At 62.9% G+C, this 13,988-nt stretch carries 15 protein-coding genes, 1 tRNA gene and 1 pseudogene; 4 read left to right on the plus strand and 13 right to left on the minus strand.

Annotated elements, in window-relative coordinates:
• Nucleotides 1-334: 334 nt before the first annotated feature.
• The 3 genes from CVM73_RS28955 (at nt 335) to CVM73_RS28965 (ending at nt 3,706) form a co-directional block, all read left to right on the plus strand.
• Nucleotides 335-1,627: an O-antigen ligase family protein gene (locus CVM73_RS28955; protein ID WP_100235207.1), complete on the plus strand. Its 1,293-nt coding sequence runs from the start codon at nt 335-337 to the stop codon at nt 1,625-1,627.
• An 11-nt stretch (nt 1,628-1,638) separates the two neighbouring features.
• Nucleotides 1,639-2,661: a glycoside hydrolase family 5 protein gene (locus tag CVM73_RS28960; RefSeq protein ID WP_100235271.1), complete on the plus strand. Its 1,023-nt coding sequence runs from the start codon at nt 1,639-1,641 to the stop codon at nt 2,659-2,661.
• Nucleotides 2,662-2,881: 220 nt separating this feature from the next.
• Nucleotides 2,882-3,706: an outer membrane protein gene (locus CVM73_RS28965; RefSeq protein ID WP_100235208.1), complete on the plus strand. Its 825-nt coding sequence runs from the start codon at nt 2,882-2,884 to the stop codon at nt 3,704-3,706.
• A gap of 33 nt (nt 3,707-3,739) precedes the next feature.
• Here the strand turns inward: CVM73_RS28965 and CVM73_RS28970 are convergent, their stop codons facing one another.
• The 11 genes from CVM73_RS28970 to CVM73_RS29025 form a co-directional block, all read right to left on the minus strand.
• Nucleotides 3,740-4,366, minus strand: a complete 627-nt coding sequence (locus CVM73_RS28970) for a GNAT family N-acetyltransferase (protein WP_100235209.1) — start codon at nt 4,364-4,366, stop codon at nt 3,740-3,742.
• Nucleotides 4,367-4,542: 176 nt separating this feature from the next.
• On the minus strand, nt 4,543-5,037 hold the full coding sequence (locus tag CVM73_RS28975) for a type II toxin-antitoxin system VapC family toxin (protein ID WP_100235210.1): 495 nt from the start codon (nt 5,035-5,037) through the stop codon (nt 4,543-4,545).
• The gene (locus CVM73_RS28980) at nt 5,034-5,324 is read right to left on the minus strand and encodes a type II toxin-antitoxin system Phd/YefM family antitoxin (RefSeq protein ID WP_100235211.1); all 291 of its coding nucleotides are present in this window, start codon (nt 5,322-5,324) and stop codon (nt 5,034-5,036) included. Before CVM73_RS28980 ends, CVM73_RS28975 begins: the two co-directional genes overlap by 4 nt.
• Nucleotides 5,325-5,450: 126 nt before the next feature.
• Nucleotides 5,451-5,723, minus strand: a complete 273-nt coding sequence (locus CVM73_RS28985; protein ID WP_035704148.1) for a BQ00720 family protein — start codon at nt 5,721-5,723, stop codon at nt 5,451-5,453.
• A 50-nt stretch (nt 5,724-5,773) separates the two neighbouring features.
• Nucleotides 5,774-6,199 carry an Hsp20 family protein gene (locus tag CVM73_RS28990; protein ID WP_025032962.1) on the minus strand — a complete coding sequence of 142 codons (426 nt, stop codon included), beginning with the start codon at nt 6,197-6,199 and terminating at the stop codon, nt 5,774-5,776.
• A 340-nt stretch (nt 6,200-6,539) separates the two neighbouring features.
• Nucleotides 6,540-7,628 carry a sn-glycerol-3-phosphate import ATP-binding protein UgpC gene (locus CVM73_RS29000; protein WP_100235213.1) on the minus strand — a complete coding sequence of 363 codons (1,089 nt, stop codon included), beginning with the start codon at nt 7,626-7,628 and terminating at the stop codon, nt 6,540-6,542.
• Between the two features lie 6 nt (nt 7,629-7,634).
• Entirely contained in the window at nt 7,635-8,483 is an 849-nt protein-coding gene (gene ugpE, locus CVM73_RS29005) for a sn-glycerol-3-phosphate ABC transporter permease UgpE (protein ID WP_100235214.1), read from the minus strand.
• Nucleotides 8,483-9,364, minus strand: a complete 882-nt coding sequence (gene ugpA / locus CVM73_RS29010; RefSeq protein ID WP_100235215.1) for a sn-glycerol-3-phosphate ABC transporter permease UgpA — start codon at nt 9,362-9,364, stop codon at nt 8,483-8,485. Before ugpA ends, ugpE begins: the two co-directional genes overlap by 1 nt.
• Before the next feature lie 49 nt (nt 9,365-9,413).
• Entirely contained in the window at nt 9,414-10,730 is a 1,317-nt protein-coding gene (gene ugpB, locus CVM73_RS29015) for a sn-glycerol-3-phosphate ABC transporter substrate-binding protein UgpB (protein WP_100235216.1), read from the minus strand.
• A 433-nt stretch (nt 10,731-11,163) separates the two neighbouring features.
• Nucleotides 11,164-12,366 carry a CaiB/BaiF CoA transferase family protein gene (locus CVM73_RS29020; protein ID WP_100235217.1) on the minus strand — a complete coding sequence of 401 codons (1,203 nt, stop codon included), beginning with the start codon at nt 12,364-12,366 and terminating at the stop codon, nt 11,164-11,166.
• Between the two features lie 177 nt (nt 12,367-12,543).
• Nucleotides 12,544-12,969 carry an organic hydroperoxide resistance protein gene (locus CVM73_RS29025; RefSeq protein WP_018645071.1) on the minus strand — a complete coding sequence of 142 codons (426 nt, stop codon included), beginning with the start codon at nt 12,967-12,969 and terminating at the stop codon, nt 12,544-12,546.
• A 155-nt stretch (nt 12,970-13,124) separates the two neighbouring features.
• On the opposite strand from CVM73_RS29025, the gene CVM73_RS29030 reads away from it, so the two are divergent.
• Nucleotides 13,125-13,583, plus strand: coding sequence for a MarR family winged helix-turn-helix transcriptional regulator (locus CVM73_RS29030; RefSeq protein WP_100235218.1), 459 nt, complete (start codon nt 13,125-13,127; stop codon nt 13,581-13,583).
• Between the two features lie 4 nt (nt 13,584-13,587).
• On the opposite strand, the pseudogene CVM73_RS29035 reads toward CVM73_RS29030, so the two are convergent.
• Both CVM73_RS29035 and CVM73_RS29040 read right to left on the minus strand, forming a co-directional pair.
• A pseudogene (locus tag CVM73_RS29035) lies at nt 13,588-13,713 on the minus strand (GIY-YIG nuclease family protein); the annotation flags it as partial.
• A gap of 118 nt (nt 13,714-13,831) precedes the next feature.
• A tRNA-Ala gene (locus tag CVM73_RS29040) sits at nt 13,832-13,907 on the minus strand.
• Between the last annotated feature and the right edge of the window lie 81 nt (nt 13,908-13,988).

Raw genomic sequence — 13,988 nt, forward strand, 5'->3', positions numbered from 1 at the left:
CCCAGTCGACCAGCTCGCAAATCCGCCTCAGCACCGGGCTCCCTTTTCCTCGCCGCGACACCAGCGCGTCCGCAAAACTCGGTTGCCCAACCTGTCGATATGCCATCCCGAGCCCCCTCCGAACCTAGGCCCTATGGAATCGCTGATTCGCCTTTGTGCAAAGCTCTCGCAAGCGGGAGAGGGAGCGCACCTTCGTCTTTGCGGCTATCGAGCCTCATCTCATCGCGCTCTAGAGGAGAAAGCCTCACCCGCGCCGAGCCCGTGGCAATCGATTCAACCTAAAGGCCGTTCCGCATTAAGGAAAATATTAACCGTGCTTCAGGAAGGTCAGCTCATGGCCAGCCTGCACACCGTCGCGGATTCCGAGGCATATGACAGCGCGATCCGGAAAGCGCCCGGCGTCGGCGTGGAAACGCTTGCCAGAACCGTGATCCGCGGCTCGATCACCGTCAACGTTGTCGCGTCGATGGGGGTCTTCAATCCTGCGCTGCTTCCCGCGGAGTTGAGCTATGTGCAACAGGCCGTCGCGCTCCTGATGTGGGGCATCCTGATCTACGCCAGCGCCTTCGTAAGCCCGCGCGTGAGAGTGCAACCCAATCCCGATCTCATCGTGCTGGTCGCATTCTATGCTCTGGCCGCCGTTTCCGTTCTCTGGACCAGCCTCGCCGCCGCAGCGATCATGAAGAGCGCGGCACTTGTGGTGACGACCTTCGGTGCCTACTGCCTCATCACGCGTATCGACATCGACGAGATCGTCGGATCGACGGCGCTGGGGCTCTTCATCCTAGTCGCGGCCTCGACCTTGTGTGCGGTCTTCGTGCCCGAGATCGGCGTAGACCAGAGCTGGATGCACGATGGCCAGTGGCAGGGAATATACGAATCGAAGCAGACGCTCGGCTTCATCAGCGCCTATCTGATGTTCTTTGCCTGCTATCAGAAGATGACGGGCCAGCGGTGGACCGTCTTTCTCCTGACGTTTCTCCTGGCATCGACCTGCGTCATCGCCTCGGGATCCCGTGGTGCCGGAGCCGTTGCAATTGCCGCGGGTGGACTGCTCGTGACCTCGATGTGGTCGATCCGCTGCATGAGGGTTTACGCGGTGCTGCCATTCATCATGTGCCTTCTGGCCGCCCTGCTGTTCCTGTATTTCTATGTCACGGGGTACGATTCCATCCATCTCGGCGAAACGACCATCGATCTGACCGAGCGGACCTTCATTTGGCAGTACGCCATCAACCATTTCAACGATGCGCCGCTGCTGGGCTTCGGCATCAACGGATTCTGGACGCGCCCTGCAATCTACGACTATTTCAACCAGAACCACGGCTGGGTGCTCGACAATTATCACAGCGGCTACATCGCGGTGGCGATCGAAACGGGATTTCTGGGATACGTGCTGTTCGTCGCGAGCGTTTATCTGTTCTCCGACAAGGTCCTGTATCTGATCGCCACTCGGTCGATCGATCGTTGCCACTGCGCGCTCATCATCGGATTTGTCGTCCTGAGCTTTCAAACCAATTTCACGGAGACGATGTTCCTTCGCTCGACGTTGTTCACCTCGGTGCTGCTCGTCGCATTCTTCTTCGCAGTGTGCAGGCCGGTGCCGCAGCAACCCCTGCAGCCGTGATGGAGCAAGCGATGAATGCACTCTGCGCCCGCTGGTCGGTAACGTTCGGTCTCGCCTTGGCAATATCCGTGCTTGTGATCTTCTCCCAGGCCGAGGCAGCCGGGCAGGCTACCGCGTCCGCTCCCCCAAAATTGGGGCGCGGCATCAACATCCTCGGCTACGACGGCATCTGGGAGGGAGGCCGGAACGCGCCATTTCGTCTGGACAACCTCACTGCGATCAGGCGCGCCGGGTTCTCGCACGTTCGGATCAATTTCTTCGGATTCAAGTTCATGAACCCGGGGAATTCGCTGGACGAAGTCGTCTTGAGGCGGCTCGATGCCGTCATCGAGGAGGTGCTCGCCCGAAATCTCATCCCCATCCTGGACGAGCACGATACCCATGTCTGTCAGCGCGACGTCTCCGAGTGCGCCGAGAAGCTGAAAGCGTTCTGGACGCAAATCGCCGCGCGCTATGCCGGAAAATATCCGAAGCTTGTCTTCGAGGTCCTCAATGAGCCGGGCGGGCAGATGACGTCCGCCGCCTGGAATGCCCTCCTGAACGAGTGTCTCGGCATCATCCGCGCCACCAGCCCCCGGCGGACGGTCATCGCTGCGGTTCTCAACGTCGATGACATGCCTGTCGAGGATCTGGTCCTGCCGTCAGATGACCGAAACCTCATCGTGACGTTTCACTATTACGCGCCGATCCGTTTCACCCATCAGGGCGCACCGTGGTCGCCGACGTTCTCGCAAATCGGCCCGCTTGATTGGGGCACTCCGGAGGACGAACGGAAGGCTCGCGCCGATTTCGAGAAGATTCGGTCCTGGTCCGAAAGGGAAAAGCGCCCGATCTATCTCGGCGAGTTCGGCGTGTACGAGGCCGCTCCAGCCGAAGCACGGACGAGATATCTGTCGTTCATGGCGCGAAGTGCGGAGCGGCTTGGCTGGGCCTGGGCCTACTGGCAATTCGACCATGATTTCGCGGCCTTCGACAGCGCGCGTCAAACCTGGAAGCCGGAGATCATCCGGGCGCTGATCCCGACGGCGCGCTGAGGCGGGAAGCTTTCGCGAGTTGAACTCGCCGCGGGGCCCAGGCTGGGCTTGAGGCGCCGCCTCTGGGCTTGAGGCGATGTCCGGGCGATATCCAAATCCCTTCCCTGAACAAACACCGTTTTCGAAACTATCGCAGTGTTGCCGGCCGAATACAGCGCCCGAAAGCCGGCCGGTGTACTCTACTTGAGATTTCAATTGCCGATTGTTTGGGGAATGCACGATGAAACGACTGCTTCTGGCGACGTCGGCTCTGATTGCCGCAGGTTCCGCTCAGGGGGCCGACCTGGGCGCCCGTCCCTACACCAAGGCGCCGGTCGTGGCGGCTGTGCCGTTCAGCTGGACTGGCTGTTATGTCGGTGGCCATGTCGGCGGCGGCTGGAGCAGGACGGGCTTTACCGATCCGGGCCTCGGCACCGCATTCCCGGGCGCATTGACCACCGGCGCGGCTCCTGGCGACCGGATCGGCGTCAATGGCGACGGCGTCGTTGGTGGCGCGCAGCTCGGTTGCGATTACCAGTTCGCGAGCAATTGGGTTGTCGGTATCGCCGGTGACTTCACCTGGAGCGACATTCACGGCGTTTCCAACGATCCCTTCTTTGCCGGCAAAAGCGGAGCTCCCGCCACGCTCTCCAGCCGTACGGATTGGCTCGCCAGCATCACCGGTCGCGTCGGCTATTCCTGGGATCGCGTTCTCGTTTACGGCAAGGGCGGCGTCGGCTTCACTCGCGACCGCTACGACCTGAACAACTTCAACGCGATCAGCGGCGCTTTTTGCGTCAACGGCGTACCTGTGCCTTGTAACTCGAGTGCGAGCGTCAACCGCACCGGCTGGGTGGTCGGCGTGGGCGTTGAGTGGGCTTTCGCTCCGAACTGGTCGGCCCTGGTCGAGTACGACCATTATGGCTTTGACAGCAAGCGCATAAACTTCGCCCATCCGTTTTTTGCAGGGGTGACGGCTCCGATCGATATTCGTCAAGACATCGACATCGTGAAGGTGGGCATCAACTACCGCTTCGGCGGATCGCCGGTCGTCGCAAAGTACTGAGGGACATCGGCCCCGGCCTCGAAAGCGGCCGGGTCACCTCCCCGCCGCTTCCATGCGGTTGACGATCCGCTGTCCGATCGGGCTCTTCAGCCAGGCCTGGAAGCCCGGCCGATCCCAGGTCATCCGGCGCAGCACCAGCAGCGAGCCGTCCGTGTGCGAGCGCACCGGGTTTGCGAGTTCGGGCTCCAGGGTCCATCCGAGCTTCGACAGATACTGAATGGTCGTCTGGTTTCGCTCCAGCACGAATGCGCGGATGCGGCCCAGCTTGAGTTCGTCGAACACGAATTTGAGCAGCGGAATGAACGTGTTCACCGTTGCGCCGGCATTGCGGTGTTCCTTTTCACCGATCACGGCGCTGACCAGGGCTTCGCTGGCCGCCGCGTTGATGTCGAGGCGGATGAAGCCGACATGCGCGCGGCTGCCGCGCTCGAAGATCCCGAGCAGAAGCCGTTCGCGCTGATCGAAGGATTTGATGTAGTCGGTGATCTCCGACTTGGTCATCGCGCGCGGCGACGTGTTGAGGACGTGCACCGTCCAGGGGTCGGACAGCCAGTCCGCCCAGCGCTGCGAGGCATCGTCGCGCTTGATGGTGCGCAGGAAATAACGTCCGGCCGGAAACCACAATTGCTGCTTGGCGAGACGTTCCACTTTCGGCGGCATGCCGCATCTAAGCAGCTTCGAGTCCGGCGATCAATTTGGATGGCACGACGCAACCTGACCGAAGCGGGAAGAACCACGGAGCTCATGCAGAACGGCACGCCTTCCGCAATAATGGCATGCTCGTGTTGTCCTCGGGTCGCTCCGAGGCGATCGATTCCGGCTGTCGCCTGTTCTGGCTACAGCTTGGATATCGCTTCGAGCGTCACCGGTGGCCGCACGAGCGTCTCTTTGCCGTGCCGATGAAACTTGTGCGTCCATGGATTAAACACCATGACGCGCGCTTGGACGAATTCGTCGACATCGCGTGTAACCACGATCAGGTCCTGTAGGGCAGCGATGGCTGCGATGAACAGGTCCGGTTGCCCGAATGTGTGGCGGCGTTTCCGGCCCTCGGCGACCATCGTTCTCCATCGAACGATCACGTCCTCGGTGATGCCGAGACTTCGCCCTGCGAACAACGGTCGAAGCGTGTGATCGAGCCACGATTGAAGATCCGCGCGCCTTGCGGGGTCGGAGAGTTGCTCGATGCCATAGACGATTTCGGCAAACGTGACTTCCGTGACATAGAGGTCCTGGCCGTCTTGGCCAGCGACAAAATTCGCTACGTCTGGATTGGGTTTAGGCCTGCGTAGTTCCGAAACCACGTTGGTATCGAGCAGCCATCCTCTCAAAGCTCGACATCCCGAACCTTGGATTTGATCGTCAGGCGTTCGAATTCCAAGTCGCCCAACGGAGACTTGGCAAGGGCGGTGACGATGTCGCGACCGCTCACCGGTCGCTGGAGGCGGTCAAACTCCTCTGCCGCGACGATAACCGCGGCATCCTTCCCATGTAGCGTCACGCGCTGTGGGCCGGAGCGTTGGGCCTCTCTGACGATCTGGCTCAGATGCGTCTTCGCATCCTGAAGGCTCCATCGCCTCGATTGAGGGCCCTTCTTCGAAGTGGGACGCTTTGTCATGTTGCGCCGTTCTGGTCGGACCAACCAGATTTTAGAGTATCCGAATTCATCATCAAAGTAAAACGGGCACGCCTTCGCTTGAAGGCATGCCCGCTTGAAACTCCCTTCGTGCGACGCTTGTCGCGCTCAGTGCACGCTCACCGCTTGCAGCTCGTTGCTCCAGGCGTTGGCGATCGCGGCTTCACGGCTGTCGGTCAGCATGATCGGCGTGCCGTCGGCGGCGTGGAGCGCGAACAGCTTGAGGCCCGGCGCAATCTTGGGCGCCTCGGGGAACAGGTCCGGCACGTCCTCGGAACGGATCTGCTTCACATAGGCGATATGGCCTTCGCCGAGGGTTGCCAGCGTCTCCGGAGAGACGTTCTTGGCTTCGTATTCGAACGCAACGTGACCTTCACTCATGGTCTCGACTCCTCTGGAACACTAAGCGGTCGAGTCCGCTACTCGTTCCATTATTCGTGCTCATTGATAGCGATTGTCTTAACGATCCGCTCCGGTTCAGGCCGGGCCAGATCGATCGACAACAGCCCGTTCTTCAGATCCGCACCCAGCACTAGCATCCCCTCCGCCAGCACGAAGGTGCGCTGGAAGTGGCGCGCGGCAATGCCGCGATGGATGTATTGCCGGGACTTGTCGTCCTGCTGCCGCCCGCGGATCACGAGCTGGTTTTCCTCAATGGTTACATCGAGTTGGTCGCGGGTGAAACCGGCGACCGCCAGCGTGATGCGCAAACGCTCGGGCTGGCCGTCCGTGCGGTCACACCTCTCGATATTGTAGGGAGGGTAGCCGTCGGCGCCTTTGACGACACGGTCGAGCACGCGCTCGATCTCGTCGAAGCCCAGCAGGAAGGGACTGGAGAGCGTTGGAACACGAGACATAGTTTACAAAGTCCTCGCAGAAGCGACTTTGGTGTTTCAGGGCCCGTCAAGGCACCCCTTGGTCAGCAATATGGGCATATCCGCTTGTCGGTTCAAGGACGTAGCGGAGGGCTGTGGATGGGCCGACGCCACCATCGTCAGGCCCAGCATCGCATTAGGCGTCATGGTCGGGCTTGCCCCGGCCATCCGCGACCTTCCTCGCGGCAGCAAGAACGTGGATGGCCGGGACAAGCCCGGGCATGACGAATCCGCCGCCGAATTTCCCCAACGAAAACAAGCCCCCTTCCACTGTGCATGGGGTTGTTTTCGCCGTCTTTGATCGAAAGCCTCCCGGAACCCGTCAGGCCTCGATCCGCTTCCGCCCGTCACCGCTGAACAGGTGTAGCTTCGTCCGCATCGCCGCGACACGGATTTTCGCGCCGATCGCGGGGGCCTCGGTGCCGGGAATGCGGACGATGACCTCGCCGGGCGGCAGCTCGCCGGGCGTGGCGGCGACGCGCTGGTCTTCCTGTTCGCGGGAGCCGTAGACGAAGGTCTCGGCGCCGACGCGCTCGATCGCCTCCACGGTGAGCGGCAGGGCGACGCCGCCGGCAGGGGTCTGGTCGGTGATCGCAAAATCTTCCGGGCGGATGCCGAGGATGCCGGCGTCGGCCGCGGCGCTGCCGGCGAGCTGCGCCCGGATCTCCTCGGGGCGCGTCGACATCAGGTTCATCGGCGGCGCGCCGATGAAGGAGGCGACGAAGGTCGTGGCCGGCTTCTCGTAGATCGCGAGCGGATTGCCGACCTGCTCGACCTGGCCGCCATTCATCACCACGAGAATATCGGCGAGCGTCATCGCCTCGAGCTGGTCGTGGGTGACGTAGATCGACGTGGTGTTGAGGCGGCGCTGCAGTTTGCGGATCTCGACCCGCATCGCGATGCGCAGCTTGGCGTCGAGGTTGGAAAGCGGCTCGTCGAACAGGAACACCTTCGGCTGGCGCACGATGGCGCGGCCCATGGCGACGCGCTGACGCTGGCCGCCGGAGAGCTGGCGCGGCTTGCGCTCCAGCATCGCGGACAATTCGAGCACGCGCGCGGCTTCCTCGACGCGGGTCTTGATCTCTGCCTCCGCCATGCCGCGGTTGCGCAGGCCATAGGCCATGTTGTTGTAGACGCTCATATGCGGATAGAGCGCGTAGTTCTGGAACACCATCGCGATGTCGCGGTCGGCGGGCTCGATTCCGTTGACGACGCGGCCGCCGATGTCGATCTCGCCGCCGGTGACCGTCTCCAGCCCTGCGACCATGCGCAGCAGCGTGGACTTGCCGCAGCCGCTTGGTCCGACCAGCACGCAGAACTGTCCGTCGCCGACATCGACATCGACGCCCTTGATGGCTTCGAAGCCGCCGGGATAGGTCTTGCGGACGCTGCGCAGGGTGACGTTGGCCATAAGTCTCTACTTCTCCGTCTCGACCAATCCGCGCACGAACAATTTCTGCATCACGACGACGACGAACACCGGCGGCAGCATGGCCAGCACGGCGGTTGCCATCACGATCGGCCATTCGGTCAGCGCGTCGGTGGTGGTGATCATCTTGCGGATGCCGATCTGGATGGTCTGCATGTCGTCGCGCGTGGTGATCAAGAGCGGCCAGAGATATTGATTCCAGCCGAGGATGAACAGGATCACGAACAGCGCCGCCATGTTGGTGCGCGACAGCGGCAGCAGCGTGTCCCAGAAGAAGCGGAAGGGGCCGGCGCCGTCGATGCGTGAGGCCTCCAGCAATTCGTCCGGCACCGTCATGAAGAACTGCCGGAACAAGAGTGTCGCGGTGGCGGAGGCGATCAGCGGCAGCGACAGGCCGGCATAGCTGTCGAGCATGTGCAGATCGGCGACGATCTTGTAGGTCGGATAGATGCGCACTTCGACCGGCAGCATCAGGGTGATGAAGATGAGCCAGAAGATCGGCATCCGGAACGGAAAGCGGAAATACACGATCGCATAGGCCGAGATGATCGAGATCGCGATCTTGCCGACGGCGATCAGCAGCGCCGTTATCAGCGAGTTCAGCATCATGTTGCCGACCGGCTCGCGGGTCGAGCCACTCGTGCCGACGAAGATCGTCTGATAGTAGGTCTCGAAGAAATGACCGCCGGGCAGCAGCGACATCTGCCCGTTCGCGATCAGCGCGTTCTCCTGGGTCGAGGCGATGATCGCGATGTAGACGGGGAAGGCGACGATCGCGATCCCGATCCAGAGGATGATATGGGCGACGTAGCGCCGAAAGCCTTCTTCCTCGACCATCAGTAGGTCACCTTGCGTTCGACGAAGCGGAACTGGATGCCCGTCAGCACGATCACCATGATCATCAGGATCACCGACTGCGCTGCCGAGCTGCCGAGATTGCCGCCGAGCAGGCCGTCGGAATAGACCTTGTAGACCAGCGTTTCCGTCGACTTGCCGGGACCGCCGCGGGTCATGGTGTCGATGATGCCGAAGGTGTCGAAGAAGGCGTAGACGATGTTGACGACCAGGAGGAAGAAGATGGTCGGGGACAGCAGCGGGAAGGTCACGGTCCAGAACCGCCGCATCGGACGCGCGCCGTCGATTGCGGCCGCCTCGAGCACGCTTCTGGGGATGCTCTGCAGGCCGGCGAGGAAGAACAGGAAGTTGTAGGAGATCTGCTTCCAGGCGGCGGCGAGGATGATCAGCGACGCAGCCTGATCGCCGTCGAGCAGCGGATTCCAGTCGATGCCCAGGGCGCGCAAATACCGCGAGAGCACACCGAGCGAGGGATGCAGCATGAAGATCCAGAGCACGCCGACGACCGGCGGCGCTACCGCATAGGGCCAGATCAGAAGCGTCCGGTAGAGCATCGAGCCGCGCAGCGGCTTGTCCGCCATCACGGCGAGCAGCAGCGCGAAGGAGAGCGAGGAGACCGCGATGGCGAAGGAGAAGAAGAAGGTGCGGACGATCGCCTCGAAATAGGCGCGCTCCTTGAGCAGCTCGAGATAATTGTCGAACCAGACGAAACTCGTTGACAGGCCGAAAGCATCCTGGAGCAGGAAGGACTGGATCACCGCCTGCAAGGCCGGCCAGTAGAAGAAAATCAGGACAATCGCGAGCTGCGGCGCAACCAGCGCATAGGGCAATAGCTTCGACTGGAAAATGGCTTGCTTTTGCATGATGTCCGCAGCAGCGGCAGGCCGGCTTCCCGGCCTGCCGCCTGTCGCCTTACTTCACTGCGGTCTTTTCGAACTGACGCAGCATGGTGTTGCCGCGCTCGACGGCCGCGTCCAGCGCCTGCTTGGCGGTCTTCTTGCCGGCCAGCGCCTGCTCGATCTCTTCCGCCCAGACGTCACGGAGCTGCACCATGTTGCCGAGGCGCAGGCCGCGCGAATTCTCGGTCGGCTCCTTGTTGGTCAGCTCGAGCAGCGGCGTCTCGAGATAGGGCTGGTCCTTGTAGAAGCCCTCGGCCTTGGCCTTCTCATACGCCGCCTTGGTGATCGGCAGATAGCCGGAGGCCTTGTGGATGTAGACCTGGCGATCGGTGTCCGAGAGGAAGGTCAGGAATTTTGCGACACCCTTGTAGTCGTCGCCCGACTTGCCGCCCATCACCCAGAGCGAGGCGCCGCCGATGATCGAGTTCTGCGGCGCGCCCTTGGCGTCCGGATAATAGGGCATCGGCACTGCGGTGAAGGCGAACTTGGCCTGCGCCTTGACGTTGCCGAAGAACGCCGACGAGGTCAGGTAGAGCGGGCATTCGCCCGACGTGAAGCGGCCTTCGCCGGTGTTGGTGCGGCCGGCATAGTCGTAGGTCTTGTCCTTCTGGAGCTCGACCAGGTTTTCGAGGTGCTTGACCTGGAGCGGTCCGTTGAACGAGAGCACGGTGTCGAAGCCGTCGAGGCCGTTGGCCTTCGTCGACAGCGGCACGTTGTGCCAGGCGGAGAGCTGCTCGAGATTGACCCAGGTGACCCAGGAGTTGGAAAAGCCGCAGGTGGCGTGGCCGGCCGCCTTCAGCTTCTTGGCCGCGTCGAACACTTCAGGCCAGGTCTTCGGGATCTCGACATTGGCCTTCTTCAGCTCATCGAGGTTGACCCACATCACGGTCGACGACGAGTTGAAGGGGAAGGACAGCATCTCGCCCTTCGAGGTCGAGTAGTAGCCGGTGATCGCGGGCAGATAGGCCTTCGGATCGAACTTCTCGCCGGTCTCGGCCATCAGCTTGTAGACCGGCTTCACGGCGCCGGTCGCGGCCATCATGGTGGCGGTGCCGACCTCGAACACCTGCATGATGTGCGGCGCGTTGCCGGCGCGGAACGCGGCGATGCCGGCGTTCATCGTGTCGGCGTAGTTGCCCTTGTAGGTCGGGATCACCTTGTAGTCGCTCTGCGCGGCGTTGAAGTCGTTGGCGAGCTTGACGATGACGTCGTTGTTGGCGCCGGTCATCGCGTGCCACCACTGGATCTCGGTCACGGCGAGCGCCGGCGAGGCGCCGAGACCAACCGTGAGTGCAACAGCCGCAGCCGCGCCAAAATGTCGAAGAGCCATCAAGAAAACCTCCCTTGCCCGTCAATAAAGAAGCGCTTGCGCTAGCAGCGCCATATGACGTTCACATGACTGTGTAAGCGGCCGAAACGAAAGCGGCAAGCGCTGGAAAAGGGAAGCCGGAAAATAGGCGAAGACCGAGCGGGCAGCCGTAGCCGTTCGCGCTGCACATGCGTGCGCGCGCCGCAGTGCGGCATTGGAGATGTGGATGAGGAAAGCTCCGTCGGCGCGGGATGAAGTTGGGTAGAACGGATGCAGCTCCGGGCGCCCTCAACCTCTCCCGCTTGCGGGAGAGGTCGGCGCGGAGCGCCGGGTGAGGGTTCTCTCGTCTTGGGGATTGTCCCGGTGCGGAGACACCCTCTCCCCAGCCCTCCCCCGCAAGCGGGGGAGGGAGCGCACTGGAGCGCGCCGCTCGATCTCGTTCACTTCGCAGCGCCTAGCGCTTCCGCTCGGGGCCGCAGACCGTGCCTTTCTCGACCATCGCGTCGATCTCGGCTTTGGAGTAGCCGAACTCGCCCAGCACCTCCGCCGCGTGCTGGCTGAATTTCGGCGGCAGGCGGCGCAGGCTCGGCTTGCTGCGATCGAGCCGGATCGGCGAGGCCACGCCCTTGTACCAGTCCTTCTCGATGACATCGCCGCGGGCGATCGTGTGCGGGTTGGTCAGCGCCTGGTCGATCTTCTGCACCGGGCCTGCGGGCAGGCCCGCCGCGAGCAGGCGGTTGCACAGCGGTTCGGCCTCGTGCTGGCTGAACACCGCGGCAAGCTCGGCGCGCAGCGCCTCGCGATTGGCGATGCGGTCCTTGTTGCGGGCGAAGCGCGGATCGGTGCCGAGCTCGGGCTTGCCGATCTCCTTGGCAAGCTTGCGGAAGGTGCCGTCATTGCCGACGCCGATGAAGATGTTGTCGGTCTTGGTCGGGAAGATTGCGTAAGGCACGAGGTTCGGATGCTCGTTGCCGGTGAGGCTCGGCGGCTTGCCATGCATGAAATAGTTCGCGGTGTGCGGATGCATGATGGCAAGCCCGGTCTCGTACAGCGTCGTTTCCAGGAACTGGCCCTTGCCCGAGCGCTGCCGCTCCGACAGCGCCATCAGGATGCCGATCGCCGCATAAAGTCCGGTGGTGATGTCGACCAGCGGCACGCCGATCCGCATCGGGCCGCTCTCCGGCGAGCCGGTCGCCGCGATCATGCCGGTCATGGCCTGGATGATGGCGTCATAGCCGGGATTGCCGCCGCGCGGGCCGTCGGCGCCGAAGCCGCAGATCCGGCAATGCACGAGGCGCGGGAATTTCTCGCGCAAGGTCTCGTTGCCGATGCCCCATTTCTCCAGCGTGCCCGGCTTGAAATTCTCGATCAGGACGTCGGCGGTCTCCAGCATCTTGAGCAGCACGGCGCGACCGCCCTCGGAGGCGAGGTCGAGGCCGATCGAGCGCTTGTTGCGGTTGATGCCGACGAAATAGGCCGCGTCCTCCTCGTGGAAGGGAGGACCCCATTCGCGCACCTCGTCGCCCGCGGGCGGCTCGACCTTGATCACGTCGGCGCCATGGTCGGCGAGGATCTGGGTGCAGTAGGGACCGCCGAGCACGCGCGTGAGATCGATGACGCGCAGTCCGCTCATTGCGCCCAAAACGGCTTCAGTCATGCCTTCGCTTCCCCTGTGTCGATCGTTGGATCACAGGCCTAGCGAGGTTTGTTTGCGCCAGCAATGGCGCGGCGGGTAGGGCCGCATGCGCCGCCGCCGCGCCATCCCGCGATGTGGGAAATCAACGGAAGCGGCCGGCCCGAGGGGGATCCCGGGCCAGCCCATCCGTCCTTTCGGTCAGACGACCGTCAGGCGAACGTCGACATTGCCGCGCGTGGCATTGGAGTACGGGCACACCTGATGCGCCTTCGCGACCAGTGCCTCGGCCTCCGCGCGGGCGAGGCCCGGCAGCGAGACGGCGAGATCGATGTCGAGGCCGAAGCCGCCCTCGGAGCGCGGGCCGATGCCGACGGTCGAGGTGACGGAGGCGTCAGCCGGCACCTTCGGGCCGCCCTGCGAGGCCACGAACTTCATCGCGCCGATGAAGCAGGCGGCATAGCCGGCCGCGAACAGCTGCTCGGGATTGTTGCCGGCGCCGCCGCCGCCGCCGAGCTCCTTCGGCGTGGTCAGCTTGACGTCGAGCGCGCCGTCGAGGGTCGCGGCATGGCCGTCGCGGCCGCCGGTTGCCTTGGCGCTGGTCTTGTAGAGGACGTTCACGGACATTGTGGTCTCCCTGGGGGCCTGGGTGTGTGGGTGCGATGCTTATTGCAAGCAATTTGATTGTGCGCAATCTAAATCGGCATGCATCACATTTAATTGTCCGCAATTGAATGCTCGCCCGATCGGCCCCAGAATGGGAAAAACGCGTGAGGTTCTCTATGGCCCGGAAATCATCGGCGGTGGACCCGCTTCGACTCGACAACCAGATCTGCTTCGCGGTCTATTCCGCCGCGCACGCCTTCAACCGCGTCTACAAGCCGCTGCTCGACCGGCTCGGCCTGACCTATCCGCAATATCTGGTGATGCTGGTGCTGTGGGAGCGCGACGACGTGCCGGTCAAGGAGATCGGCGAGAAGCTGTTCCTGGATTCGGGCACGCTGACGCCGCTGCTCAAGCGGCTCGAGGCCGGCCATCTCGTCAAGCGCACCCGCTCGAGCGAGGACGAGCGTCAGGTGCTGATCGCGCTGACGCCGCAGGGCCATGCGCTGAAGGAGAAGGCACGCAGCGTGCCGCAGTCGATCCTGGCGGCGACGGACTGCTCGGTGTCGGAATTGGTCACGATGAAAGACGAGATCGTGGCGCTGCGCGATCGGCTGAATGCCGTGATTGGGGAGTAGGGGGCTAGCAGAGTCGCTTTTTCGAGAAGGCGCGGCCCGAGTGTGACTTGAGATATGTCTCGAATGCCAAGGCCTTCATCTTGTCAGGGAAAGCGCAGTACCAGACCAGCTTCCACGGCTTGAACTTGGCGATAGGTTGATTGGAAATGTCACCAGTCCGTCTTCGCCCTTCGGGCTACGCCGGACACCACGCTTCGCCCTTCGAGCTCCGACGTGGCTGCGCCACGCGTAGCCCGAAGGGCGAAGCGTGGTGGAGCCAGGCGGGATCGAACCGCCGACCTCTTGCATGCCATGCAAGCGCTCTCCCAGCTGAGCTATGGCCCCTTAGTCCTTGCGGGGGTGAATCTGGTGGATCACCCCGGCCGGCGAGCCCCTAAGCGACTCGCGCGGTGCACCCTTTTTCAC

Source organism: Bradyrhizobium forestalis (assembly GCF_002795245.1).
Taxonomy (GTDB): domain Bacteria; phylum Pseudomonadota; class Alphaproteobacteria; order Rhizobiales; family Xanthobacteraceae; genus Bradyrhizobium; species Bradyrhizobium forestalis.

Bases quoted from the DNA above. Each gene is read 5' to 3' on its own strand.
- CVM73_RS28955 (WP_100235207.1), top strand. From the start codon at position 335: ATGGCCAGCCTGCACACCGTCGCGGATTCCGAGGCATATGACAGCGCG.
- CVM73_RS28960 (WP_100235271.1), top strand. From the start codon at position 1,639: ATGAATGCACTCTGCGCCCGCTGGTCGGTAACGTTCGGTCTCGCCTTG.
- CVM73_RS28965 (WP_100235208.1), top strand. From the start codon at position 2,882: ATGAAACGACTGCTTCTGGCGACGTCGGCTCTGATTGCCGCAGGTTCC.
- CVM73_RS28970 (WP_100235209.1), bottom strand. From the start codon at position 4,366: ATGCCGCCGAAAGTGGAACGTCTCGCCAAGCAGCAATTGTGGTTTCCG.
- CVM73_RS28980 (WP_100235211.1), bottom strand. From the start codon at position 5,324: ATGACAAAGCGTCCCACTTCGAAGAAGGGCCCTCAATCGAGGCGATGG.
- CVM73_RS28985 (WP_035704148.1), bottom strand. From the start codon at position 5,723: ATGAGTGAAGGTCACGTTGCGTTCGAATACGAAGCCAAGAACGTCTCT.
- CVM73_RS28990 (WP_025032962.1), bottom strand. From the start codon at position 6,199: ATGTCTCGTGTTCCAACGCTCTCCAGTCCCTTCCTGCTGGGCTTCGAC.
- CVM73_RS29000 (WP_100235213.1), bottom strand. From the start codon at position 7,628: ATGGCCAACGTCACCCTGCGCAGCGTCCGCAAGACCTATCCCGGCGGC.
- ugpE (WP_100235214.1), bottom strand. From the start codon at position 8,483: ATGGTCGAGGAAGAAGGCTTTCGGCGCTACGTCGCCCATATCATCCTC.
- ugpA (WP_100235215.1), bottom strand. From the start codon at position 9,364: ATGCAAAAGCAAGCCATTTTCCAGTCGAAGCTATTGCCCTATGCGCTG.
- ugpB (WP_100235216.1), bottom strand. From the start codon at position 10,730: ATGGCTCTTCGACATTTTGGCGCGGCTGCGGCTGTTGCACTCACGGTT.
- CVM73_RS29020 (WP_100235217.1), bottom strand. From the start codon at position 12,366: ATGACTGAAGCCGTTTTGGGCGCAATGAGCGGACTGCGCGTCATCGAT.
- CVM73_RS29025 (WP_018645071.1), bottom strand. From the start codon at position 12,969: ATGTCCGTGAACGTCCTCTACAAGACCAGCGCCAAGGCAACCGGCGGC.
- CVM73_RS29030 (WP_100235218.1), top strand. From the start codon at position 13,125: ATGGCCCGGAAATCATCGGCGGTGGACCCGCTTCGACTCGACAACCAG.